Source organism: Asticcacaulis endophyticus, assembly GCF_014652575.1.
GTDB lineage: Bacteria > Pseudomonadota > Alphaproteobacteria > Caulobacterales > Caulobacteraceae > Asticcacaulis > Asticcacaulis endophyticus.
This window is the reverse complement of the sequence record NZ_BMZB01000006.1, coordinates 66756-91843: the sequence shown is the minus strand read 5'-3', so window position 1 is coordinate 91843 and position 25088 is coordinate 66756. Positions and strand designations below refer to the sequence as shown.

Here is a 25088-nt window from a genome sequence, read left to right as displayed (position 1 = left end):
TGAGATTTACCGAGCCGAACATATGCTCGATATTGATTGATTGCGATTAATTTAGCGCAACGCACCGCCAAAGCAAGCCCTTAAACCGACTTCCGAATTGACAACCTACCTCCCCCCTCTCGAAGATGGGGAGAGACTATACCAAAAGAGACCTGATATGATCGCGCTTAATCCCCGCACCACCGCCCTTGTCCTGATCGACCTGCAAAACGGCATCATCAACCGGCCGCTGGAGCCGCGCGACGGTCAGGTGGTGGCGCAAAGTGGCATGGCTCTGGCGGAACGGTTCAGGGCTGCGAACGCACTGGTCGTACCCGTTCACGTCTGCTGGGCCAAGGACTATGCCGACATGCCGTCCATGAATGTCGATCAGCCCATGGCCCGTCCCGAAGGCGGCTTGCCTGCCGATTTTGCCACCTTTCACCCCGGTCTGGTCAAAGACAACGATCTGGTAATTGCCAAACATCAGTGGGGCGCGCTGTACGGGACCGAGCTTGATGCCCAACTGCGCCGGCGCGGGATGAAAACCATAGTCCTCGGCGGTATCGCCACCAATTTCGGCGTCGAATCAACGGCGCGTCAGGCGTGGGAGCATGGCTATGATGTCGTCATCTGCGAAGATATCTGCACCAGCCAGTCCGACCACCTGCACCGCCTGAGCGTCCAGCACATCCTGCCGCGCCTTGCCCGCGTTATCCAAAGCGCCGAACTGCATTTTACGGCTTAAGCCCCTTGCCACGCTATGGTTTCCAACCAACTATAAGATATGGAGATCGTGATGACCAACAATTTGACGCTGGATGATTTTGTGGCGGGCCTTCCCAAGGCGGAACTGCATGTCCATATCGAAGGCACGCTGGAGCCCGAACTGATGTTCGATCTGGCGCAGCGTAACGGCATCACCCTGCCCTTCAACAGCATAGAGGCTGTACGGGCCGCCTATGATTTCTCGAACCTTCAGGACTTTCTCGACATCTATTATCAGGGCGCCGATGTCCTGCGCACCGAGGCCGATTTTTACGATCTGGCCATGGCCTATTTTGCGCGCGCCGCCGCCGACTGCGTCCGCCATGCCGAGATTTTCTTTGATCCGCAGACCCATACCGATCGCGGCATAGCCTATGAGACGGTAGTTGGCGGCCTTAACCGCGCACAGCTTGAGGCCGAAGCTAAATGGGGCCTGACCAGCGGTTTGATCCTGTGTTTTCTGCGCCATCTGCCGGAAGAGGCGGCGTTAGAGACCCTTGAGATGGCCCTGACCCACCTTGATAAGATTATCGGCGTGGGCCTTGATTCCTCCGAAGTCGGCCACCCACCGTCGAAATTCGCCCGCGTCTTTGCCCGCGCCCGCGAACTGGGGCTGAAGCTGGTCGCCCACGCCGGCGAAGAAGGCCCGCCAGAATACGTTTACGAAGCACTGGATATCCTGAACATCGACCGCGTTGACCACGGTAACCGCTCACTGGAGGATGACGCCCTCACGAAGCGTCTGGTGGCGTCCGGCCTGACGCTAACCGTGTGTCCACTGTCGAACTATAAGCTGTGCGTGGTTGAGGACATGACCCACCACCCCATCCCGCACATGCTCAAACGCGGCCTGAAAGCCACCATCAATTCCGATGATCCGGCCTATTTCGGCGGTTATGTGAATGACAATTTCCGCGCCCTGACGGCGATTGGCCTGATCGACCAAGCCGACTGCGTGACCTTGGCGCGCAACTCCATCACCGGGTCATTCGCCCCGGATGCACGAAAGGCCGCGCTGCTCAAAGAATTAGAGATATACGCGGGTTAAATTCAACCTATTATACCACCATGTCTACCTCAAAGCCGCCCCATATCGCTATACGCTTTGTCCATGCCCGCCCCATCCTGTCCGGGTGCGCAGCCTTGGCCGTGGCCATAGTCGCGGGCCTTATGTGGCTGACCGACTGGCGGCTGTCCAAAGACATAGTGATTGCGTGGAATATCGCCGCCGTCATCTATCTGAGCCTTAGCTGGCGGATGATGCTTAAGGCGAACGAAGCGTCAATGCATAAACGGGCCGAACAGCAGGACGTGGCGCAGGTCGCCATCCTCATGTTGTCAGTACTGACGATCATCATCTGCATCACCGCGGTGGTCACTGAACTGATTGAAGCCAAAACCCTGCATGGTGCGCAGCGCAGCCTGACCATTGCGCTGGTGGTGGCCACCATTGTCACCAGTTGGGCCTTCGTACACACGATTTTCGCGCTGCATTACGCCCATGCCTATTATATCGGCCTTGAGCGCAATAAGTCCCCCGGCCTGAGCTTTCCGGATAAAGACCCAACGCCCGACTATCTCGATTTCCTGTATTTCTCATTTATCATAGGCACCGCCGCCCAGACCGCTGATGTCGCCATCACCTCAAAAGCCATGCGCCGGACGAACCTGTTCCATGCGGTGTTTGCGTTCTTTTTCAATACCGCCATACTGGCGCTAACGATAAATATTGCCGCCGGTTTTGTGACTTAATCTGTCTTACACTGCGTGGGCACCATGCGCCCGACGCCCCAGGTCGCCTCTGAGCCCTTGCCGCGGAACTCATGCTTGCCCGACGTGTACCACATGCCGGACGCCACCGGCTGCTGCTTGAGTTGCAGTTGCGTACCGTCAGCCAGAGTCACAATGGCCGCATCCGGCGTAAAGCTGATCACAAAGCTGGTGCCATCCGCGCAAGTGTACGGGATACCGTCGGCTGACGGTGCGCCCAAAGGTGGCGGCGGAGGTGGTGGCGGGGCGGACGGCATGGTGGCGCAGGCCGATAAGGTGATCACTGCGGTTGACGCGGCTAAAATGCGGATCATGTCCCTGCCCTTTTTCCTTCGGTCTTTCGACGACCTGTGCGGTTTACCATATGTCTTATAAAGGTTTTGTACCCGCTTCAAAATAAGTTTTTGATAGGGATTAATGAGAGCGTTTTCCCCAAAAGTGGCCCCACTTTTGGGTGAAGAAAGAGCGACAAAACAAATAACCAGATCAAAATTTTGATCTGGTGCGCAATTCCAATATCGCCTGACGCGTGATCCGCCACGCCGCCGATAACCCCAGAGCCACCATCAACAGAGCTACCACCGCATCGGCGATGTTTGATCCGGTCAGCCAGACGATGACGGCGGCGACCATCACCATAACATTGCCGATGGCATCATTGCGCGCACACAGCCACACCGACATGACGTTGGAATCACCCGACCTATAACGATACAGAAACGCCGCACTGCCCAGATTAACGGCGATAGCCAGCACCGAGACTATCCCCATGATCTCAGGGCGCGGCACCGTCCCGTTGATGAGTTGCACGACCGTCGCCACCCCGACCCACAGGCTGAACGCGACCATGCAGGCGACCTTGAACAGGGATGCCTTAGCGCGCACCGACTGCACGGCGCTTAAGACCAGCAGGCTAATAGCGATATTGCCGGCATCGCCCGCGAAATCGAGCGCATCGGCCAAAAGCGCCATCGACAGGCCCTTAAGCCCCGCCCCGATTTCGACCAAAAACATCGCCGCATTGGCCGCCAGCACGATCCACAACACCTTGCGATAGCGCGCCTCAACCACCGGGCCGGTATCATGATCATGGTGGCCCAAGCCCAGAAAACCGTGGCCTTTGTCGTGGCTGTGATCATGGCCGTGGGAACAGGTCGCGCCATGCTCGTGGGAATGGTCATGCTCAGTCATGGTCGGGCTCCCGGATATGGTCGCGCATATCCTCAATCATATGGCGGACGTGATGGTCGCTTAGGGTATAGAAAATCTGCTTGCCCTGCTTGCGAAAGCGCACCAGCCGCGCCGCTTTCAGCAGCCGCAAATGGTGGCTGGTCAGGGCTGTTGAGGCCCCGACTGAGGCCGCAATATCACCGACGGCCGCCTCGCCCGCCAGACAGCACAGGACAATGCGCAGCCGCATGGGATCACCCAGCAGGTGGAAAATCTCAGCCAGTTCGATAACGACATCATCGTCATCGGCCACAGCGATATTGGTCACGGCTTTATCCATGACAAACATATAAACAGTTATTTGAATGTTGTAAAGTGCAGCCTATTTCGCCGCCGCCAATAGCATGGCCAGCACCGATTTGGCGGCATCAAACGGCGCCGGACTGCGGCTGGCCTGAGACGCGACCACCGCCCCGTTAAACAGGACAATGACTTGCCCCGCCAGTTTATCGGGGTCTTTATAGCCGCCGTCCGCGCACAGGCTTTTGATGTAGTTCAGGAAGGTCTCAAAGAATTTTAGGCTGGCCGCCTGCACCGGTGTATCGCGACCGGAATATTCCAGATTGGCGCTGATGGCAAAACAGCCGCGAAAACTGCCCTCATCAAACATCGCCTTACGGAAATCGAACAGCGCCATGATCTGCCCTGCGGGATCGGGGCTTAGGCGCGCGATCTCAACCGGAGCTATTTTCAAAAACGTCTCGCCATAGTGACCGATAAGTTCGGCGATCAGGTCCTCTTTGGAGGCAAAATACTTATAGAGCGTGCGCTTTGATATGCCGGTGTCGGCCATGACCTTATCGACGCCGGTGGCGTGAAAGCCATGATCGTAAAACAGCTCATAGGCGTGATCTATAATTTCCTGTTTTTTCAGAGCCTTGGTCATGTGCGCACAGTCCGATGGGGGATGGGTGATATTTTTTATAGCGGATATCGTTGACAATGTAAACCGATCGGTTTACACACAGCCTCAATGTAAACAGATCGGTTTACTATTAGTCCTCAAAGCGTTCCCATCCCCCTTCTTTTTCGGAGCCCAGATCATGAAAATCTCTAACGCAACCGTCCTCGTTTCCGGCGCCAACCGCGGCATAGGTGCCGCCATTGTGCGCGAACTGCTGAACAAAGGCGTGGCCAAAGTCTATGCCGGTGCCCGCAACCCTGCCTCCTTGCCTGACTTTGGCGATGACCGGGTCGTGCCGGTAAAACTCGACATTACCGATGAGGCCGCCATTCAGGCTTTGGCCGCAGTCCACGCAGACATCGACATCCTCATCAATAATGCCGGGACCGCTCAGTTCGGCACGGTGCTGACCACGTCCAATGAAGCGTTCGGCTATGACTTTACCACCAACGTCTTTGGGACATTGAACGTACTGCGCGCCTTCACGCCGCAACTGGTGGCTAAAAAATCCGGCGCGATCGTCAATGTCATCAGCGTCGTAGGCCTTGTGGCCGCCCATAGTCTGGCGGGTTATTCCGCCTCGAAGGCCGCCCTGCTGTCGATCACCCAGTCGGTGCGCGAAGAATTGAAAGACAGCGGCGTTGACGTCTTAGGCGTCTTCCCCGGCCCGATCGACACCGACATGGCGCGCGACATTCCGCTTAGCAAAGCCACACCGGAATCGGCCGCCGCCCTGATCGTCGCGGGCATCGAAGCGGGGGATCTCTATATCTATCCCGATCCGACCGCTCAGGCGATAGGTGCGACCTGGGCCACCAATGCCGCCGGTCTGGAGAAGGTGTTCAACGCCGCCCACTGAATTTTTAGTCCCTCGCCGGGCGGTGGCTGCGCCACCTTGGCCGCCGCCGGGGTGGCGGCTTGAGATCACGCCCTCCCCGGCCGGGAGGGCGGTTTCGTTTACGTCATTCTTACGTGTCAGCCCACCATCCGCTTTGAACCTTTAGCCCCCTCCGCGTTAAAGTATAAACCGACCCAACATATTGAAATTACGGAGAATGACCATGAATCGCAATCGTATCGAAGGTAGCTGGGAACAGGTTAAGGGCTCGCTTCAGGAAACCTGGGGCAAGCTGACCAACAACGACCTTGACGTCATCGAAGGCGACCGCAAGCAACTGGCCGGTAAGCTGCAGGAACGCTACGGCATCGCTCAGGACGAAGTCGATTCCCAGATCAAAAAGTGGAACGATGCCGACTATGACAATGTAAGATAACGCACGCCTTAACCGGCATGCTTATGGAAAAGGCCGCTGGCGGAAGAGAGACGCCAGCGGCCTTTTTCGTGTAAGTTCCCTCTCCCCGTACAACGGGGAGAGGGTTAGGGTGAGGGGCAATCTTTTAGGGTTTGCCCCTCCTAATGCCCGTGGTTATGGAACAGCTCAACCTTGACCGGCTTGCGTTCCCACAGATACTCGTGCAGCGGATAGGCAATGGTCTGCACCATCGGCTCCAGCAAACCGATGCCGAGCGCGATCGCCCAGTTTCCGGTCAGCACATAGGCCACACTGGTGGCAACGGTGACGTGCATAAGGCTGTACGACAATGTTTTGGCGGCTAAACGCATGGTGGTCTCTCCTGAAATTCGATAAATGCAAATTACTCGCAATTACAATATAGGTAAAATCAATTGTTTTTGAATATGAGATAAGACAAATTTATTCCGCCGCCTTGCATTTTTAGGCTGGCCTTAAGCCCTCGCAGACGATTATGTGACGCAAACTTACCGTCTCGGATCATAATGCCCCCTCGTCTTCGTTCATGCCTGCTCTCAGGCCTTACCATTGCCCTTGTGGGCGTGGCCACCGTCAGCCTGTTCGGATTTTTGGCTAGATGGATATGGTTTGCCGACCTGATCACACCGTTCCGGCTTCAGATCGCTATGGCCGCCGCCGTGCTTTGTGCGGCCAGTTTACTGATGCGCCACCGGCTAACCATTACCGCGTCGCTGGTGGTATTTGCGCTTACTCTGGCCCCGATCATCACCCGCACCTTAAGTGTCCCCGCCCTGCCCGCGCTCGAACCCGCTGCAAAGCCCATAAGTCTGATCATGAGCAATGTGCTCTATGTCAGCACGGATTATGACACGGTTCTTGATATGGTCGCCCGCGAAGACCCGGACATCTTTGCCGTGGTCGAAGCCGCCGATCACTGGCAATCAGCCCTGACCGATCTGAAAACCCGCTACCCTTACAGCTACGATGTTTCCGGCCGCAGCGCCTTTGGCATCAGCCTCTATGCCAAGGCCCCGTTTACGGCCCGCGTGATTACGCCTGCCCATGCGGCGGTGCCGCTGTTACGGGCGGAGTTTGCCGATTTCATCCTGCTGGTCGCTCATCCGGTGCCGCCAATTAACGCCGCCTACGCCCTGGAAAACAGCATCTATCTTAAGGCGCTGGCCAATCAGGTGCGCGATGCGCAAAAACCGGTCATCGTCACCGGCGACCTCAATTCGACCCTGTGGTCGTACAGCCTGACACCGCTGGTTGCGGCCAAGATGCAGCGGCCTAAAGGCTCCGGTTTTGCCTACACCTGGCCCACGAATAATCCGCTCATGGCCATTCAGATTGACCATGTACTGACCCGTGACATCCCTTCCGCCCGCTTCAAAGTGCTGCCGTCCGTGGGCTCGGATCATTTCCCGGTTCGCGCCGATATTGAACTGGGGGCTATCCATGACTAAGACCGTCGCCATAATCGGCGCCGGCCCAGCCGGTCTTATAGCCGCAGAGATTTTAAGCGCGGCAGGCCACCGCGCCCACCTCTATGACCGGATGCCGTCGGTGGCGCGCAAGTTTCTGATGGCCGGCCGCGGCGGATTGAACCTGACCCATTCGGAGCCGTTTGAGCGCTTTATCGCGCGCTACGGCAAACGCAGTCCGCATTTACGCGCCGCACTGGAAGCCTTTACGCCCAAGGATTTGCGCGACTGGGCCGATAACCTTGAGGCCGAAACCTTTGTCGGCTCATCGGGCCGGGTGTTCCCCAAGGCGATGAAGGCCTCACCGCTGTTACGGGCATGGCTGAAACGGCTGGAAGCCCAAGGGGTTACCCTCCACACCCGCCATGACTGGCGCGGATGGTCGGGCGCTGATCTGGTGTTCGATCATCAGGGCGAGACCGTGCGTGTGGCGGCCGATTACACCCTATTGGCGCTGGGCGGCGCAAGCTGGCCTAAACTCGGCGGTGACGGCGGCTGGGTGCCCTACCTGCGCGATAAAGGCGTTGAGATCATACCGTTTCAGCCATCAAACGCCGGGTTCACCACCGTCTGGAGCGACCATTTCCGCGAGAAATTCGCGGGCGAACCACTCAAAAATATCGCCGTTCAGTTTGCGGGCCGTGAGGTCAAGGGCGAACTGATGCTGACCCGCACCGGCATCGAAGGCGGCGCGATCTATGCCTTAAGTGCGGCCCTGCGCGACACCATCACCCGCCACGGTCAGGCCGAATTGGTAGTTGATTTGCGCCCTGATTTGAATGCCGGTCAGGTGATCTCGAAGCTGGGCCGCGCCTCGCCCAAGGACAGCCACAGCAACCGCCTGCGCAAAGCGCTGAACCTCAGCCCCGCCGCCATCGCGCTGGTGCAGGAAACCAAGGCGACCGATATCAAGGCCGTCCCCCTGCGACTGACCGGCGCGCAAGGGCTTGAGCGCGCTATATCGTCGGCGGGCGGGATCAGTTTCAACAGTCTGACGCCCGCGTTTGAATTGAAGGCCCTGCCCCACACCTATGCGGTCGGTGAAATGCTCGACTGGGAAGCCCCGACCGGCGGCTATCTGCTGCAAGCGACCTTCGCCACGGCCGTTCTTGCGGCACGGTCGATCCTAAAGGCCTGAAAGATACCCCTCCGTCGCGGACTTCGCCGCGCCACCTCCCCACTGCGTAGGGAGGAGAAAAACGCGCCCTCTTCTCCTCCCCATGCGCTCAAGCAGCGAAGCGGTAGCGCGCCGAACAAGCATGGGGAGGTGGCCGCGAAGCGGACGGAGGGGTATCTTTTCCAACGTCCCGCAAAACCGGAAACAGGTCATTCCGTTTTATCATAACATGACATCATTACGTTCCGGCACGGCATAATGTAGTTTACCAGCACATCTAATGCCGGAGTGCGAACATGGCGACCTTCACCAGCTTCACCGTCGATTGGGACGCCCTCGACGACACCAAATACATGACCGACGCCAAAGCCTGTGAGCGGTTGCTGGTGGCCAACACCCTGTCGAGCCAAGACCGCGCCGTTATCCGCGCCGAAGCCGAAAATCTGGTCCGCGCCACCCGCAAAGCCGCCCGTCGGCAGGGCGTGGTCGAAAGCTTCCTGAAAGAGTTTTCGCTCGGCACCCGCGAAGGTCTGGCACTGATGTGTCTGGCCGAGGCCCTGCTGCGCACACCTGACGAAGACACCCGCGATCAACTCATCGCCGAAAAAATTGCCTCCGCCGACTGGGCCAGCCATTTTGGTAAGTCCGACAACCTGTTCGTCAATGCCTCGACCTGGGGGTTGATGCTGACGGGCAAGCTGATCGACGTCGAAGACCATGCAAAAAAGGACGTGAAGGGCTATGTATCCGGCCTTGCCACCCGCGTGGGCGAACCCGTCATCCGTCAGGCGGTCGCCGCCGCCATCCGCATCATGGGGGAACAGTTTGTGCTGGGCCGCACCATCGAAGCCGCCCTGAAACGCTCGAAAAAAGACGGCTATCTGTGTTCGTTCGACATGCTGGGCGAAGGGGCGCGCACCGAAGCCGACGCAATCCGCTACGCTGAGGCTTATTCTGACGCCATCACCGCCCTCTCAAAAGTCTGCACCCGCGGCCCCGAAGCCGACCACGGCATTTCGGTCAAGCTGTCGGCCATCTATTCGCGCTATGAGGCGGTCAAGGTCGCTGACGTATTCGAGGTGCTCTATCCACGCCTCAAGGCGCTGGCCGTGCAGGCCGCCAAGGCCAATATCAACTTCACGATCGATGCCGAAGAAACCGACCGTCTGGCTATCTCTTTGAAACTGCTCGACAAACTGTGCTATGAGCCGGAGCTTGGCGACTGGCAGGGGCTGGGCCTTGCCGTTCAGGCCTATCAGAAGCGCTGCCCCGAAGTGATCGCCGCCCTCAAAACCCTGGCTGAACAATCCGGTCGCCGCCTGATGGTACGGCTGGTCAAAGGCGCCTATTGGGATTCGGAAATCAAGCGCGCGCAGGTGCTTGGCCGCGAAGACTATCCGGTGCATACCACCAAGGTGGCGACCGACCTCAGCTACCTGATTTGCGCCAAGGCCCTGATCGGCGCCGCCCCCCATATCTATGCCCAGTTCGCCAGCCACAATGCCCATACCTTAGCCGCCGTGCGCCGCATGGCCCGCGACGCCAAGGTCACCGTCGAATCCCAGCGCCTGCATGGCATGGGTGAGGTGCTTTATGACTGCGCGGAAGGTCTGTTTGGCGACTTCCCGTTGCGCGCCTATGCCCCCGTCGGCGGTCACGAAGACCTGCTGCCCTATCTGGTGCGCCGCCTGCTGGAAAATGGGGCCAATTCGTCGTTCGTCAACGCCTTGATGGATGAAAACATCCCCGCCGAAGCGGTCATTCATGACCCGATTGATGAGGTCATGGCCCACCCGGATCGTCACCCGCGCCTCAACCTGCCGCGCAATATCTATGGGGATCGGCTGAACTCCGTAGGGCCAGATCTGTCGGTGCAAAAGGTGCGCGATAGCTTTACCACCGCGCTGGATAAGGTCGATGCCGCCAAATTCGTCGCCGCGCCCCTGATCGGCGGTCAGGAAAATACATCCGGCGCATTTGACGTCGTAACCGCCCCTGCCAACCGACTGATCAAGGTCGGCGTCGTCCACGAAGCCTCAAAAGCCGATATCGCGGGCGCGTTTGACCTCGCCAAATCGGCGCAACCGCATTGGAACAAGCTGGGCGGGGCCAAGCGCGCCGACGTACTCAACAAAATGGGCGATGCGCTGGAGGCCGACCTCAACCGTCTGTGCGCCCTGATCGTGCGTGAAGCCGGTAAAACCTGGGCTGACGCGATTGCCGAAGTGCGTGAAGCCGTTGATTTCTGCCGCTATTATGCGCGTCTTGCCATTGAACAATTCGGCCAGCCAAAGATGCTGACCGGCCCGGTCGGTGAGCGCAATTCCCACGAACTGCATGGCCGCGGCGTGTTTGTGTGCATCAGCCCGTGGAACTTTCCGCTGGCGATCTTTACGGGCCAGATTGCCGCGGCTTTGGCTGCCGGTAACGCGGTGCTGGCCAAACCGGCCGAGCAGACGCCGCTGATCGCCGCTGAGGCCGTCAAGCTGTTCCACAAAGCGGGTTTGAACGCAGCCCTGCTGGCTCTGCTTCCCGGACGCGGGGAGACGGTCGGCGCAGAACTGACCGCCCATCCGCATATCGCCGGTGTCGCCTTTACCGGCGGGACTGAGACCGCATGGATGATCAATAAGACTCTTGCGGCCAAACGCGGCCCGATCGTGCCGTTTATTGCTGAAACCGGCGGGCTGAACGGCCTGTTTGTCGATACCACCGCCCTGAAAGAACAGGTCATTGACGATGTCATACTGTCGGCGTTTGGATCGTCGGGTCAACGCTGTTCGGCCCTGCGGTTACTGTTCCTGCCGCATGAGGTCGCCGATGCCTATATCGAGGGCCTCAAAGGCGCGATGGACATGCTTCTGATCGGCGATCCGGCCAACCCGGTCAATGACACCGGCCCGGTGATCGACCAAGACGCGCGCGAAATATTAGAGGCCCATCTGGCCGTCTGTGAGGCCAAGGGGCAGGTTCTGCACCGCACGCCCATGCCTGCGGGCCTTAATGGCGATTATTTCGCGCCGACATTGGTGGAGTTGTCCTCGGCTGATGAGCTGGAGCGCGAAGTGTTCGGGCCGGTTCTGCATGTGGTGCGTTATGACTCGCAGAATTATCAGCCGACGACCGACGCTATGGCCGGGCGCGGCTACGGGCTGACCTTGGGCGTACATTCGCGGATCGAGGCCTTTGCGGAGGATATCGCGGACGCCGTGCCGGCGGGGAATGTCTATATCAACCGCTCTATCATCGGCGCGGTGGTTGGTGTGCAACCCTTTGGCGGCGAAGGTCTTTCCGGCACTGGCCCCAAGGCGGGCGGCCCGTTCAGCCTGATCCGCTTTGCGTCAGAACGCGCCGTGTCCAACAATATCACCGCGCAGGGTGGCGATCCGGCCCTGCTTAATCTTTAGTCTTTCCTTAAGAACTCCCCCTCTTGGAGGGGGAGCTTTTTATTGATGCGCGCATCAATAAAAAGAGGGGGTAAACTACATCCCCAAAATCTTGCACCTACGTTCCTGCATCCGCACCCGATCCTTACGGCATTGGGACTATAATGATGACCTCCCCAAAGCCCAAGGTGATCATCATGCCCAAACAAACCCCGGCTCAGTCGAAAAAGGTCGAAAAGGTCATGCACGAATTTAAAGAAGGTGACCTGAAAAGCAGCAGTGGAGATAAGGTCAAAAGCCGCAAACAGATCGTCGCCATCGCTCTTCGCGAAGCGGATATCCCGAAAAAGGGTGAGACGGCCCGTAAGGATTAATCTTCGTTGAAAAACAACGCCACTCAGGTCATGGTCAATTTTTACCATGGCCTTTGGTTGTTATGCAGAAAATACTGTTTATTTGCAGCGCTAACCGACTAAGAAGTCCGACCGGTGAACAGGTATTTTCACAGTATCCCAATCTGGAAGTTAGTTCAGCAGGCTTAAACCACGATGCCGTCGATCCCCTGACGCCTGAGCATCTATTGGGCGTTGACACCATTTTCCTGATGGAAAAAGCCCATCGCACCAAACTGAGCAAAAAGTTCAAAGCCCATCTGAAATCGGCGCGCATCATCTGCCTGAATATTCCTGATGAGTTTGAATATATGGATGAAACCCTCATCACCATCCTTAAGGCCCGCGTGACGCCGCACCTGAGGTAATACCCCTCCGTCTGCTCGCTGTGCTCGCATCCACCTCCCCATGATATGGGGAGGAGATTCAGCGCCGATCCTCCTCCCTACGTAGTGGGGAGGTGGCGCGGCGAAGTCCGCGACGGAGGGGTAGCTTTCTATCCCCCCTCTCCCCCCCATCAAAAATTTACAATTCCCGCGACGGAAAGTGCACGGCCATGCGTACAAATGAATGAACGTTCACTTTGCACCCCTTTTTGAGCGTTGCTGATAACACCATGAGGGTGATTAAGGCTTAAGTCCTTGTGGTGAAACTTCGACCCGGCGCGGCTTGTCCGCTTCGGGTCTTTTTTTATCCGCTTGCTCAGGCGCACGGCTTCCCTTACATTGAACCCAGTTAGTTCACCGGAGTGTCCGCAGGCTTATGCGGGCTGAGACTGGGTGTTACCCCTTGCGGGAGCCTCACCCTAAAACCGCCGAACCTGATCCGGGTCATGCCGGCGAAGGGAGTTGAAACGCTATGCCGTCACCTCGACAGCATAGCCGCACCTTACGCTCATGATCCTTCTTATTTTGGAAGGATTTCAAATGAACAAGCCAATCAAAGACTTAAAACCCATCCGCGTCGAAGCCTCGCCCTTTCCGGGGTCGAAAAAGGTCTACGAACCCGGCACTCTGTTCCCCGACGTGCGCGTGCCGTTCCGCGAAGTCGCCCTGCAACCGGAGGCCAATGAGCCGCCGGTCAGCCTTTATGATTCCACCGGCCCCTATACCGAAGACGGCTTTGTGCCGCAGATCGATAAGGGCTTGCCACGGGTGCGCGAAAAGCTGATCCTTGACCGCGGCGATGTCGAGTTTATCGAAGCCCGCCCCGTCAAACCCGAAGACAACGGCAACGTCTCTGAGGCCGCTCTGGCGCCGCAGTTCCCGAACCTGCCCAAGGTGATGCGCGGTAAGGCCGGGCGTCCGGTGACCCAGCTCGAATATGCCCGCGCCGGTATCATCACCTCTGAGATGGAATATATCGCCATCCGCGAAAACATCCGCCGCAAACAAGATGCAGAAGTCGTCCGCGACGGTGAGGATTTCGGCGCGTCGATCCCTGACTTTATCACGCCTGAGTTTGTGCGCGACGAAGTGGCCCGTGGCCGCGCGGTTATCCCCGCCAATATCAACCATGCCGAAGTCGAGCCAATGATCATTGGCCGCAATTTCCTGGTCAAAATCAACGCCAATATCGGCAACTCGGCCGTCACCTCATCGATGGAAGAAGAGGTCGATAAGATGGTGTGGGCGATCCGTTGGGGCGCGGATAACGTCATGGACCTAAGCACCGGCCGCAATATCCACAACATCCGCGAATGGATTTTGCGCAATTCGCCCAACCCGATCGGCACCGTGCCGATCTATCAGGCGCTGGAAAAAGTGAACGGCGTGGCCGAAGATCTGACCTGGGAAGTCTACCGCGACACCCTGATTGAGCAGGCCCAGCAGGGTGTCGATTACTTCACAATCCACGCCGGCGTGCGGTTGGCCTACGTCCACCTGACAGCCAAGCGCGTCACCGGCATCGTCTCGCGCGGTGGCTCGATCATGGCCAAGTGGTGTCTGGCCCACCATAAAGAAAACTTCCTCTATACCCATTTTGAGGACATCTGCGACATCATGCGTGAGTACGATGTCACCTTCTCACTCGGTGACGGCCTGCGTCCGGGCTCGATTGCCGACGCCAATGACCGCGCTCAGTTTGCCGAACTTGAAACCCTGGGTGAGTTGACCAAAGTCGCGTGGGCCAAGGGCTGCCAGGTTATGATCGAAGGCCCCGGCCACGTGCCGATGCACAAGATCAAGGCCAATATGGATAAGCAATTGGCCACCTGCGGCGAAGCGCCGTTTTACACATTAGGCCCGCTGACGACCGACATCGCACCGGGTTACGACCACATTACGTCCGGCATAGGTGCGGCCATGATCGGCTGGTTCGGCACGGCCATGCTGTGCTACGTGACACCCAAGGAACACTTGGGTTTGCCCGACCGCAATGACGTGAAAGTCGGCGTGATTACCTATAAGATCGCCGCCCACGCCGCCGACCTCGCCAAGGGTCATCCCGCCGCACGGTTATGGGACGATGCACTGTCACGGGCGCGCTTTGACTTCCGCTGGGAGGATCAGTTCAACCTCGGCCTCGACCCCGATACGGCGCGGGCCTTCCACGACGAAACCCTGCCCAAGGACGCTCACAAAACGGCGCACTTCTGCTCGATGTGCGGCCCGAAGTTCTGTTCGATGAAGATCACTCAGGACGTGCGCGACTATGCCGCCAACCTGACTGACAACGAAAAAGCCGACCTTGAGGCCGCCTCATCGGGCATGTCGGAAATGTCGGAAAAGTTCAAAGCGCTGGGTTCGGAAGTCTATATACCAGCAGGGTCTTAGACCCTGCACCCGTAACTTGGCGCGGGTGGATAGGTTGGTACTAAATTAACGGGGTGTGGGGGTGAGGTGCGCCGGTTTGCCATTTTGCAAACCGGATGAAATCGGTACTAAATGCAGCGATTTCCGCACCGAACGCCCGTAGCCATGCGCAGGGCAACCCCACGCCTTATGTTCTTCTGGATTTATCGCCCATTTGTTGGCAAGATTTTATTATACAGTCCGAGATAGGCTGATGAACGAGTCGTGGAAGGAGGCAGATTATGAAAACAGAATACACATTTCATATCGACGCCTTTACTCCGGAAACTCTCCCTTTAGACCGCTTGGCTCAGTACATGAGCGCCTTAGCCGATCTTATAGGTTACAAACCTAATGTTCACTTCGAACGACTAGAGTTTGGAAGCGCCTGTATTGTATCCAGTGTCGAGTATCAAACTGCACCCAAAGTCGAGCAACGCCTAAATGGACTTGCAGCTAAAGATGTAAAAGCAGCTTTCAGTAGGCTCGACGATATGCTTGCCTCTGACAATGCTGTCGGCAAATTATTAAACAACGAAGGTGCTGTCGTAATCCCCTTCCCTGGCCGAAACCGCCCCAAGCCATTGAATTTCCCCATCATCAAGCAAGATGGCTCCATAGACGGCCAAATTGTAAGGATAGGCGGAACCGATGCATCTGCACATGTAACACTTCAAGATGGAAAGATTACCTATACCGGAATAAGTTTATCGAGAGAGCTTGCTCGAAACCTTGCTTCGCAATTGTATGGCCAAAAGATCAGATTATTTGGCACAGGTCGTTGGGCCAGATTGCCCGACGGCGCTTGGAAGCTGGAATCCTTTTCTGTAGACAGGCATGAATTGCTTGATGATGCACCGCTGACCGAAACATTGGATCAAGTTAGGGCGATTTCGCCTGAACTTATGGAGCCTCAAATTTATCGCGACCTGATGAGTTTGCGCAATGGCGATGAAGAGGTTCACTAAGTGATAGCTATTGACGCTAACTCTCTGTCTTTGCTTATAAACCCATCGGCAAATGCACCTTTAGACCCTGCCACTGGCAACGTGGTAACGCGCATAAAAGAGCGTTTTGATTTTTTTCAAACCAAACTTGCTAAAGAACAAGAAACCTTACTAATTCCCACACCAGTCCTATCTGAAATATTGATCTTCGCAGGGGACAGTGCACCGCTGATCCTTGAAAGACTTCATAAATCAGCCAGATTCAAAATCGTTCCATTTGATGAACGTGCTGCGGTAGAGCTAGCGATTATACATCGCGCCGCTATTGCATCGGGGGATAAAAAGGGTGGATCAGATGAAAGCTGGACTAAGATTAAGTTTGATCGGCAAATCGTTGCTATAGCCAAAGTTAATGGTGCTGACACAATTTACAGTGACGATAAAAACCTCGCAAATTTTGCAAAATTGGCTGATCTTAATGTCGTCAGAGTTTGGGAGATGGAATTACCACCTCAATCTGATCAAATTGAACTCACTTTTCCATCAGACTAACCTGAGTTATAGCGTCACTTATCCCCCCTCACCCCATCCCGCGCCATCATCACCCGATGGACACGGACACCGACATCACCGACGCAGACGCGCTAAAGACGCGCCGGTTACGGTTGCGCGCCTATGCCGACCGGCTGCTGGAAGCCGGTCGAGATGATCCCCATGCCCGACAGCTTCCTTGAGGCTGAGCGCGCCCATAAGGCCGTCAAGGCCTGCGACGCCATGCTGGTGCAGCTTTACGGCGAACCGGCGGAAAAGCTTGCGCCCGCCCCGCGCGCCACGACCGCATCTGGCCCCTCACGCCGCCCGTCACGCGACGAGGACGATGACGACGATCTGGAAGGTTTAAGCGAAGCTGAGCGCATCGACCACGAAGCCCAGGCCTTTCTCGAAATGGCTGAGATCATCGGCACGCGCCTTGACCGCATCCATAAGGCGCAGGCTGAGGCCCACGGTGTCTGGCCCGACGGCACGATATATGACGCCGCCGATCCCAACTACGGCCTGCATCACTTCCACGACCCGCAGATCAATGCCAACAGCGGCATGGACGACCACTGCCCCGGCTGCTGGCCCAACGGCATCCAGTGGGCCTTGGGTCGTGCCCCGCGCAGCCTAGCTGAAAAACTGGCCGAAAAAACCGCAAGCGCGAAACACCCCTCCGGCCCCAACTCAGGCACCTACTCGGCTCCACCGTGATTAGCGTTCGGTCAATTGCGGGCCCTACCGAAATAAAGGCGAACCGAAACGGTGCATTAACACCGTCTTTCGCCATTAAGCCCAGTTCGGGACAAGTTCTTTTTGCAGACGGTTCAATTTAACCCAATACCGCCAAGCCCCCGTGCGCGATTAACCTAAACAACGTGAGGCTGAATCGCACTCAACCCTTTAAGTTTACAGGGCCCGACACGCCCAGGTTTTAATTTATGTAATCTTTATAATCTGGCACGCCCGTTGCTCACACCTTGTACCCAAAGAGGTTCGGGGCACGACCTGAACACGATTCAGGTCTAACGAGGCGGCGGCTAAATGCGGATTCAGGATACTTTTTTATCGGTTTGCGAGCGCAAGCCCTCATCCCCCTGCCTCAAATTTGACGCCCGGACCTATAGCTACCGCGATGTCCGCGATCGCTCGGGTCAGGTAGCGTGGCACTTGACCCAGGCGGGCATCATTCCCGGCGATGTCGTCGCCATTATCGCCGAGCGCGGCCCGGAACTGATCTGGTCGATACTCGGGGTGCTGCGGGCGGGCGCCATATTCACGGTCGTCGACTCCGCCTACCCGGCCGCTCGCATCAATACCTTGTTCGCTCAGGTCCGGCCGAACGCGATCATAACCTGCGGCGGCGCGCACCTTAAATCAATAGTTTATGCACTAACATCACCGCCAGATATCCATCTGCATCTGGCCGATCTGGATATGCGTCGTAAAGCTGAGTTTAACGACCCGGCCACCTCGCCCGATGCGCCGGCCTATTATCTTTTTACCTCCGGCAGCACCGGCCACCCCAAGGTCGTTGCCTGCCATCACACGCCCTTGGTTCGGTTCGTTGACTGGCATAAAAAGACATTTGACCTGAGTGCGCGCGATCAGTTCACCCTTCTGTCGGGCCTGTCGCATGATCCGCTGCTGCGCGACATATTCACGCCCCTGTCGGTGGGCGCGGTGCTCAATATTCCGGCGCAGTCGACCATAACGGCGCCGGGGGCGCTCAGGACATGGCTGCATAAGGTTAAGGCCACGGTCGTGCATCTGACACCGCCGATGGGGCAGCTTTTGCTGGCCGGCTGTCCGAAAGTCCCGACGCTTAAAGCCATACGCCGCTTCTTCTGGGGCGGGGATCAGTTGCAAGCCGGCCTCGTCACAGAGATGAAAACGGTCGCGCCCAACGCAGAGCACATCAATTTCTACGGCAGTACCGAAACTCCGCAGGCGGCAGCCTTCTATCGCCTGCCCTCAGTTCCAAGTGATCAGCCGATCCCGCTCGGTAAAGGCTCGGACGGCTTCGAACTGATAATCGTCAATACTGACAAACAACCTGTGGCTATGGGTGAAACCGGTGAAATCGCCGTCAAATCCGCCTATCTCAGCTTGGGATATGCCCGTAACGGTCAGATTTCAGCCCCTGACGATCGCCATCACTCGGCAGATGGTCAGACCATCTACTATACCGGCGATCGCGGCTACATGAACGCAGACGGTCAGGTCATCGGTTTGGGGCGGGCTGACGATCAGATTAAGATACGCGGATATCGTGTTGATTTATCTGAAATTACAGCCGCACTCAACGCGCATCCCGACCTGTGCGGCGCGATTGCCCTGACCACCGGCGATGGCGATAACCGACGTATCGAAGCTTTTGTCAGCCCGAAATATCCGCTGATCCATGGCGTTGAAGCCCTGCGCCGTCACTTCGCGTCAGTCCTGCCGGTTTATATGGTTCCGTCGAAATTCTGGGTCATGGAGCACGGACTTCCGCTGCTGCCCAACGGCAAGATTGACCGGCAGGCCCTGATTGCGCTCGCGTCAGAACCGGACAAAGACCTGCCCGTTGCTATGGCGGAAAGCGACGACCCGCGTGTCAACACACTGATCGGTGGCTGGCGCAAAGTGTTTCAGCGCCGCGACATCACCCCCGACAGCACGTTTGTGGGCCTGGGCGGTGACAGTCTGTCCTATGTCGGCGCGTTTCTGGCGGCCGAAGAGGTGGTCGGGGGCGTGCCCGAAGGATGGCAGTCCCTGCCGCTGAAAGACATTGTCGCCCGCGCCCGTCCGCGGGATAAAATGTTTGCCGCTATAGACAGCACGATTATGATCCGGGCCGTCGCCATCATCTTTCTGGTCGGGCTGCATTTCGGGCTGGGCACCTGGGGCAACGGCATGACCACGGCCTTGTTTATCGTCTCAGGCTTTCTGTACGGGCGCACCCAATGGGACAATATGTTCGCAAGCGGCAAATTCAGTGCCTTACTCAAGCCGCTTAAGGCCATTTTACCCGCAACCTTTGTGTGCTCTGTGGCTGTGGTGTTGATCGATATGGCAAAGGGCGGACCGGTCTACTGGCCGATGCTGACCCTGACCACCGATATGTTTGCCTCGCCGAATGAGCCGCTGCGCCATACGCTCTACTGGTACACCCATGACCTGATCAAGTTGATCCTGCTGACGGCGGGGGTGCAGTGGGGCCTTCAGAAACTGTGGCCGAATACCGATAGACTGCGCCTGACCATCGGGGTTATGCTGGGCCTGTGTGCGATCCGGTTCGGCCTGCCGACCTTATTCACGGACATGCCCGTCGACTATTTCGCGCCGAACACCATCTGGCTGCAACTGAACCCGGTATCCAATCTGGCTCTGTTTTACATGGGCATCGTCATGTCGCAGCTTAAGGTCGACCTGTCCAAACAAACCATGATGATCCTGTGCTTAATTACCGGCTCCATAAACAGTTTCTATTTCAGCGATCACAGTGCTCTGGGCGTGATTATCAGCGCGTTCCTGATCATGTATGTGCCAACGATCTATGTAATGCGCGGCTTAAGCAAAATCGTCTATCTCATTGGCGGGGCTACACTTTATATATATCTGGGTCAGATATGGATGGCCAAACCCTTGCAATATCTTTTGGGACACACGGGATACCATAGCCCCTTGATGCCTGTGCTTGAAACGGCGGCGGCTGTGGCCGGTGGCATCCTCCTGCATCAGATGGTCGACAAATGGCCGCAGATCCAAAGCTGGATTACCGACCGCGTGGACGATATCCGTCTCAATGGAGCGCAAGGCCATGAAACCGGCGCACAAGGCCAGCATCATCCTCAGTGATCGCGCATTTCTGACCGACCTTACGGCAGCGGGCTTCGCGCTGCTGAAACTGCCCGGAACAGACATCCATGCGATCGGCCCCGGCCCGCGTCAGGGTAAAGGCCTGCCGCCAGCGCGGATCGTCGGGATAGCGCGGCCCCTGATGGCTGAGGTAATGCATCAATGAGCACGGATCATAGTCAGTTTTCATTTGAAGGCGGCCATGACGCGGGAAATTCAGCAGAACATCCCGGCACATGGCCGAGGCGGGATTGCAGCCCTTAAGGCTATCCGCAATGAACGGCGCCAGCACGATATAGTCGTCGCGGTCGGGCCGCATATGCTCATGGGTCAGGCCCAAGACATGGCCAAATTCATGCAGCACCGCCCCATAGCTTGAGCGGCTTTGCACATTGACCCAGTTGATGACGGTATAGCCCAAAGTCGCATTGGTACGGCTGTCGGACGTGCGGATATCCAGCCACTTTGGGCCCTTGCTGTAGGCCACAAAGCGCACCCCGGTCTCAGTTTGCCATTCCGACATGGCGCGGCAGACCTTATAGCCTTGGGTCGCCGCGCTCCAGTCGCGCCAGTTGCGGCAATCTGTCCCCTTGGCACCGGCGCGTTTTAATATGGCGGGATCGATTTTGTACGGCACAACCGCTCCCGGCCAGGGTCGGGTCATATCCTCAATCGCCGCCGCCTTTACCGGCACCGCCAACACCAGCCACAGAAGGAGAACCCGCCCCAACACGCCTGTCAGGATTTCAGCAGAATATCGCGCGCGGCATTGAGCGCTGCGGCCTTTTCCTTGGTGCCACCCAGGTCCGGGTGAGCATCCTTCATCAGTCGGCGATAGGTGCTCAATATGGTTTTACGATCGGCCCCTTCGCTCAGGCCCAAAACCTTGAACGCCCCCGCCCGCGTCATGTCGGTGCGCGCCGGTTGCGGGCTTTTGTCGCCTTCATAACGAAAGCGTGTGCCGCCTAAAAAGGCCAGCGCCAGCAGGATAAGTGCGCCACCGATGATCCACTGTCCTCGAAACACGCTCATACCTCCTGAAATCAGCGTCATCAGCGCCAATAAGGCATTGATGGTGCCGCCCTGACGAATCCACGGCCCGGGCTTCAGCTTACCGGCGTTTGCCTTACGCCCCAACCAGACCAGAAGGGCAAACCCACCCAGCAGCGCACCCAGAATATAAATCATCTACGCCTGAACGCGTTCGCGCTCATCCTCATCCACGGCGCCCGCAATCTGGGCACCCTGTTCGAGATTAAGCTCAATCATCACGCTGCGCAATTCCTGACGCGCGGCCACATGGGCCAGAGATACCGCCACCGGCCGGACATCGCTGCTCAAATCGGCCACCGTCAGACCAAACGGGAAAAGCTCACGATAAATCACCCGGTCGCGCAAACCCGCCGAAACCCGGAAACCGACGCGCTTAGATAAGGCAGCGACCCGCTCATCGACCCGCTTACGGTTACGGGCTTCGGTTGTGGCCAGACGGTTGCGCAGAACGACCCAATCGATGCTCTGGCCGTTTTCAATGGCGCGGTGCTTACGGGCATTCCATACGGTTTCGGAATAGATGGAGGGGCGCTTGAGGTCGAGGGTGACCGGATCGACCTGCCCCAACAGGTCAAAGTCGATAAAGCTGTCGTTCATCGGCGTCAGGATCAGGTCGGCGCACATATGGGCGCGGCGCGACATGGCCGAATCTCCGCCCGGCGTGTCGATGACGATCATATCACAGGTTGCCAGCGCTTCCCCCAGCGCGCGGTCAAAGGCGGCTACCGCTACGTCTTCGGGGGCATCGACCAGTTTGGCGGGCGTTTCATGCAGGAAGGGCTCAAACGCCTGCGGCAGGGTTTTCTGGTTAGCCTCCGTCCACGCCTTGCGGTTGGAGAAAAAGCGCGCCAGTGAGCGTTGGCGCAGATCAAGATCGATGAAGGCCACCGACTTTCCCTGATGCAGCAGGGCCACGGCGATGTGCATGGCGACCGTTGATTTGCCAGCCCCGCCTTTTTCGTTGCCGAACACCAAAATGCGTGCTGGCCCAGATGCCTGTTTAAACGCCAAACCCGTTACTCCCAATCAAGTGCAGTCTTTATCCCCCTAATGTCGCGCCGTGGTAGCCTTGGTCAATGCACCCGACGCATCAAACATAGGGATGATGCGGGTTTTTGCACACAAAATTTACGCTTTCTTAACCAGAGCCTTCGCCGGATGCGGTTTGTCGGACTTAACCCCAAGCGCTGCCAGCGCGATCAGGGCAGGCACCAGCGCCGTCTCGCGACCGGCAATGGCGAAATAGCGTGGCTGCCACTGCGGTCGGAACTTTTCCTTATAGGCCCGCAGGCCCTCGAAATTGTAAATCTCCCCCCCGAACGTATAGATCAGCGACCCCAGCTTGGACCACAACGGGCTGAGCGGCCCGGCCTCAAGCCCGGCCAGCGGCGCCAACCCCAGACTGAAATAGCGATACCCGGCATCACGGCTGTAGAAAATCAGTTGCAGGAACAGATACTCCATAATCCCGTGCGGCGCGTCGGTGTCATAACGCATCAGGTCAAGACTAAGCTCACTGCGATCGCCGGTCGGCCACAGATTGGCAAAAGCCATGATCTTACCGTCCATGCGCACCACTGCGACCGGCATCAGGCGGATATAGGTCTCATCGAAAAAGCCGAGCGAATATTTCTTTTCCTTGGCGCCCTTGGACTTCAGCCAGATGTCGGAGACTTCACGCAGCCGCGGCAGTTCCGGCTCGATCTGTTCGGGCGGAATGACTTCAAAGGTCGCGGTGCCGTCATATTTTTTCAGGGTCTGGCGCAGATTGATGCCTTTTTTGCCCGCCGTTGTGAAGGCATTGACATCGACCATCGCCTCCTCACCGATCTTATAGGGCGTAAGGCCCAGATCGATAATCAGCGGCAGCATAGCCGGAGATATTTGATAAAACGACAGCTTGGCCTTGGCCAGCGACGCCATGTCCTTGAGCTGCCAGCACAGTTGCGTGCGGTGGGCTTCATCGCCAACCGGCTCACCCATGACGATCCACTGCTTACCGCTGATGCCATACATCACAAACGCCTTACGGTCGTCGCTCCACAGGATGTGCTTATCGCGCAGCAAGGCCAGCCACGCCTGAGGGTTCACCGATTCCGACACCACCTCATGCAGGTCAGACAGGTCATCTTCATCCGGCATGGGCGGGGCGGCGCGGGCCACCCCAAACAGGCGGTAGAGCGCAAATACCCCAACCGTCACCACCATGATGACCAGCCCGCGCAGGAAACGCGACACGGACGCCTCATATTCAAACTGCCCCCACAGTTTGTGGGCATAGGGCACCTGCTCATAGGCATAGAAACCGCCCAGCCCGATCAGCAGGAGGGTCATGCCGATAACCCCCATCCACAGGGGCCGTACCTTAAGCGTCAACAATTGCGACTTGCGCCGGAAGGCCTGCTTACACGGCACCAGCAAGGCCGCACAGACCGCCAGCACGACCGCCGGGGCGACCGCCAGTTCCCGCGTCAGCGACACCACCGCCCCCAACAGCAGGAGCGCAATGGCCATATACCAGGCGGTATCGACCCGTTCCCACAGACCGCGCGCCACCAGAATTAGCAGTACCGCAATCGCCGTGCCCGCCATGTGCGAAATTTCGACCAGTTCCAGCGGCAACAGACGCTGTACCACCGGCAGTGCCTCAGGGTCGATCGGCGTCAGCACCAGCAGCAGCAGGGCAACCCCGGCCACAAACGTCAAAATACCGAACAACTTGGGGACCAGGCGCGTGGCCGCATCGATCAGAAGATGATTGACGTTGAGCCGGGTGGCCATGACTTTAAACCTTACAGCGACCGAATCCCTTAACGGTCTTAGCCATCATAACGCGCAGGCTGTGGATCACTAAATCTTTTAATCATCAGAAAATAAATGAATATATAAGAATGACTTTGCAGAAATAAATATAAATTACACTTATAAAGTCAGTTTAATTTTTAAAACCAAAGCAAATAGTGTCAAAATAAACACAATAACACATAAGCAAATACACATCATTATTTTGAAAAAATTTAAGCAAAAATTATAAGTAATCGATAAGCAGGGATACGTTAGCCATAATTTCGCCCCTATAATATTGCCAGCCGTTTTGAAATGCTCTAGCTTTCCCCATCAAATCAAAACGGCCCATAGCCCTGTTCGGTTATAAATGGCGCCACGCGTGGGGACTGCACAATGAAGATTCTGATCGTTGAGGACAACGAAGCCCTTGCCCAGACGACCGGCTGGATCGTGGAAATGTTTGGGCACGACTACCGCTTCAGCCACACCGCCGACAGCGCCATTGCGGCTGCTGCTGAGTATAAGCCGCACGTCATCATCATGGACATTGGCCTGCCCGGCATGAACGGCTATGACCTGTGCCGCCTGATGCGCGCGCAGCCGCACCTGTCGGAGACGGTATTCATTGCCCAGACCGGCCGTGCCGAACCCGAACACCGGCAGATGGCCGAAGACGCCGGTTTCCACCATCATCTGGTCAAGCCGGTCAATATTGAAAAATTACAGGCAACCTTAGATGCCATAGCCCAAAACGCGGCGGCTTAAGGGGCTTCACCGCTTTAATTTTTACCTGTAAGACTTTGTATTTTTTGGGGGATGCCG

General features: G+C 57.2%; 25 protein-coding genes and 1 riboswitch. Of the genes, 16 read left to right on the top strand and 9 right to left on the bottom strand.

What is annotated here, in order from left to right:
* The first annotated feature begins 157 nt into the window (after window positions 1-157).
* Genes IE102_RS16100 through IE102_RS16090 form a run of 3 tightly spaced genes read left to right on the top strand, consistent with a single transcriptional unit; the run spans window position 158 to window position 2499 of the window.
* A complete protein-coding gene (locus IE102_RS16100; protein WP_189488587.1) occupies window positions 158-727 on the top strand; it encodes a hydrolase in 570 nt (189 codons plus the stop codon).
* Between the two features lie 51 nt (window positions 728-778).
* Window positions 779-1795, top strand: a complete 1017-nt coding sequence (locus IE102_RS16095; RefSeq protein WP_189488586.1) for an adenosine deaminase — start codon at window positions 779-781, stop codon at window positions 1793-1795.
* 20 nt (window positions 1796-1815) lie between these two features.
* Window positions 1816-2499 (top strand): DUF1345 domain-containing protein, encoded by a 684-nt coding sequence (locus tag IE102_RS16090; RefSeq protein WP_189488585.1) that lies wholly within the window; start codon window positions 1816-1818, stop codon window positions 2497-2499.
* Here IE102_RS16090 and IE102_RS16085 read toward each other — a convergent pair.
* The 4 genes from IE102_RS16085 to IE102_RS16070 all read right to left on the bottom strand — a co-directional run bounded on the left by IE102_RS16085 (window position 2496) and on the right by IE102_RS16070 (window position 4633).
* Entirely contained in the window at window positions 2496-2831 is a 336-nt protein-coding gene (locus tag IE102_RS16085; RefSeq protein ID WP_189488584.1) for an MliC family protein, read from the bottom strand. The two genes, IE102_RS16090 and IE102_RS16085, sit on opposite strands and share 4 nt — an antisense overlap.
* 172 nt (window positions 2832-3003) lie before the next feature.
* Window positions 3004-3708, bottom strand: coding sequence for a cation efflux transmembrane domain-containing protein (locus tag IE102_RS16080; protein WP_189488583.1), 705 nt, complete (start codon window positions 3706-3708; stop codon window positions 3004-3006).
* Window positions 3701-4015 (bottom strand): ArsR/SmtB family transcription factor, encoded by a 315-nt coding sequence (locus IE102_RS16075; protein ID WP_229807816.1) that lies wholly within the window; start codon window positions 4013-4015, stop codon window positions 3701-3703. The genes IE102_RS16080 and IE102_RS16075 overlap by 8 nt, the downstream gene beginning before the upstream one ends.
* A gap of 54 nt (window positions 4016-4069) precedes the next feature.
* Window positions 4070-4633, bottom strand: a complete 564-nt coding sequence (locus tag IE102_RS16070) for a TetR/AcrR family transcriptional regulator (RefSeq protein WP_189488581.1) — start codon at window positions 4631-4633, stop codon at window positions 4070-4072.
* Between the two features lie 157 nt (window positions 4634-4790).
* Between IE102_RS16070 and IE102_RS16065 the strand changes: the two genes are divergently transcribed.
* Together IE102_RS16065 and IE102_RS16060 are read left to right on the top strand one after the other, a co-directional pair.
* On the top strand, window positions 4791-5510 hold the full coding sequence (locus IE102_RS16065) for an SDR family oxidoreductase (protein ID WP_189488579.1): 720 nt from the start codon (window positions 4791-4793) through the stop codon (window positions 5508-5510).
* A 202-nt stretch (window positions 5511-5712) separates the two neighbouring features.
* Complete coding sequence (locus tag IE102_RS16060; protein WP_189488577.1) at window positions 5713-5925, top strand: CsbD family protein; 213 nt, start codon at window positions 5713-5715, stop codon at window positions 5923-5925.
* Window positions 5926-6065: 140 nt separating this feature from the next.
* Here the strand turns inward: IE102_RS16060 and IE102_RS16055 are convergent, their stop codons facing one another.
* Window positions 6066-6275, bottom strand: coding sequence for a DUF2061 domain-containing protein (locus IE102_RS16055; protein ID WP_189488575.1), 210 nt, complete (start codon window positions 6273-6275; stop codon window positions 6066-6068).
* Between the two features lie 174 nt (window positions 6276-6449).
* Between IE102_RS16055 and IE102_RS16050 the strand changes: the two genes are divergently transcribed.
* The 10 genes from IE102_RS16050 to IE102_RS16005 all read left to right on the top strand — a co-directional run bounded on the left by IE102_RS16050 (window position 6450) and on the right by IE102_RS16005 (window position 20426).
* A complete protein-coding gene (locus tag IE102_RS16050) occupies window positions 6450-7391 on the top strand; it encodes an endonuclease/exonuclease/phosphatase family protein (protein WP_189488574.1) in 942 nt (313 codons plus the stop codon).
* Window positions 7384-8547, top strand: a complete 1164-nt coding sequence (locus IE102_RS16045; protein ID WP_189488572.1) for a BaiN/RdsA family NAD(P)/FAD-dependent oxidoreductase — start codon at window positions 7384-7386, stop codon at window positions 8545-8547. Before IE102_RS16050 ends, IE102_RS16045 begins: the two co-directional genes overlap by 8 nt.
* A 275-nt stretch (window positions 8548-8822) precedes the next feature.
* The gene (gene putA, locus IE102_RS16040; RefSeq protein WP_189488570.1) at window positions 8823-11933 is read left to right on the top strand and encodes a bifunctional proline dehydrogenase/L-glutamate gamma-semialdehyde dehydrogenase PutA; all 3111 of its coding nucleotides are present in this window, start codon (window positions 8823-8825) and stop codon (window positions 11931-11933) included.
* A gap of 176 nt (window positions 11934-12109) precedes the next feature.
* The gene (locus IE102_RS16035) at window positions 12110-12286 is read left to right on the top strand and encodes a DUF6496 domain-containing protein (RefSeq protein ID WP_189488568.1); all 177 of its coding nucleotides are present in this window, start codon (window positions 12110-12112) and stop codon (window positions 12284-12286) included.
* Window positions 12287-12348: 62 nt separating this feature from the next.
* Window positions 12349-12672, top strand: coding sequence for a low molecular weight protein tyrosine phosphatase family protein (locus tag IE102_RS16030; RefSeq protein WP_189488566.1), 324 nt, complete (start codon window positions 12349-12351; stop codon window positions 12670-12672).
* A 366-nt stretch (window positions 12673-13038) separates the two neighbouring features.
* Window positions 13039-13168: riboswitch (TPP riboswitch) on the top strand.
* 62 nt (window positions 13169-13230) lie between these two features.
* On the top strand, window positions 13231-15081 hold the full coding sequence (thiC, locus tag IE102_RS16025; protein ID WP_189488564.1) for a phosphomethylpyrimidine synthase ThiC: 1851 nt from the start codon (window positions 13231-13233) through the stop codon (window positions 15079-15081).
* A gap of 260 nt (window positions 15082-15341) precedes the next feature.
* On the top strand, window positions 15342-16067 hold the full coding sequence (locus IE102_RS16020; protein WP_189488562.1) for a hypothetical protein: 726 nt from the start codon (window positions 15342-15344) through the stop codon (window positions 16065-16067).
* On the top strand, window positions 16068-16598 hold the full coding sequence (locus tag IE102_RS16015) for a type II toxin-antitoxin system VapC family toxin (RefSeq protein ID WP_189488560.1): 531 nt from the start codon (window positions 16068-16070) through the stop codon (window positions 16596-16598). It abuts the gene before it with no gap.
* 123 nt (window positions 16599-16721) lie between these two features.
* A complete protein-coding gene (locus tag IE102_RS16010; RefSeq protein WP_189488551.1) occupies window positions 16722-17297 on the top strand; it encodes a hypothetical protein in 576 nt (191 codons plus the stop codon).
* Between the two features lie 330 nt (window positions 17298-17627).
* Entirely contained in the window at window positions 17628-20426 is a 2799-nt protein-coding gene (locus IE102_RS16005) for an AMP-binding protein (protein WP_189488548.1), read from the top strand.
* Here the strand turns inward: IE102_RS16005 and IE102_RS16000 are convergent.
* From IE102_RS16000 to IE102_RS18000, 4 genes are all read right to left on the bottom strand, one after another.
* Complete coding sequence (locus IE102_RS16000) at window positions 20371-21156, bottom strand: M12 family metallopeptidase (RefSeq protein WP_229807815.1); 786 nt, start codon at window positions 21154-21156, stop codon at window positions 20371-20373. The genes IE102_RS16005 and IE102_RS16000 overlap by 56 nt on opposite strands.
* An 8-nt stretch (window positions 21157-21164) precedes the next feature.
* The gene (locus tag IE102_RS15995) at window positions 21165-21614 is read right to left on the bottom strand and encodes a J domain-containing protein (protein WP_189488546.1); all 450 of its coding nucleotides are present in this window, start codon (window positions 21612-21614) and stop codon (window positions 21165-21167) included.
* Window positions 21615-22490, bottom strand: a complete 876-nt coding sequence (locus IE102_RS15990) for a division plane positioning ATPase MipZ (protein WP_268247495.1) — start codon at window positions 22488-22490, stop codon at window positions 21615-21617.
* A gap of 117 nt (window positions 22491-22607) precedes the next feature.
* On the bottom strand, window positions 22608-24260 hold the full coding sequence (locus IE102_RS18000; protein WP_189488545.1) for a phosphatidylglycerol lysyltransferase domain-containing protein: 1653 nt from the start codon (window positions 24258-24260) through the stop codon (window positions 22608-22610).
* 399 nt (window positions 24261-24659) lie between these two features.
* Between IE102_RS18000 and IE102_RS15980 the strand changes: the two genes are divergently transcribed.
* The gene (locus tag IE102_RS15980) at window positions 24660-25031 is read left to right on the top strand and encodes a response regulator (protein ID WP_189488543.1); all 372 of its coding nucleotides are present in this window, start codon (window positions 24660-24662) and stop codon (window positions 25029-25031) included.
* Window positions 25032-25088: the final 57 nt, after the last annotated feature.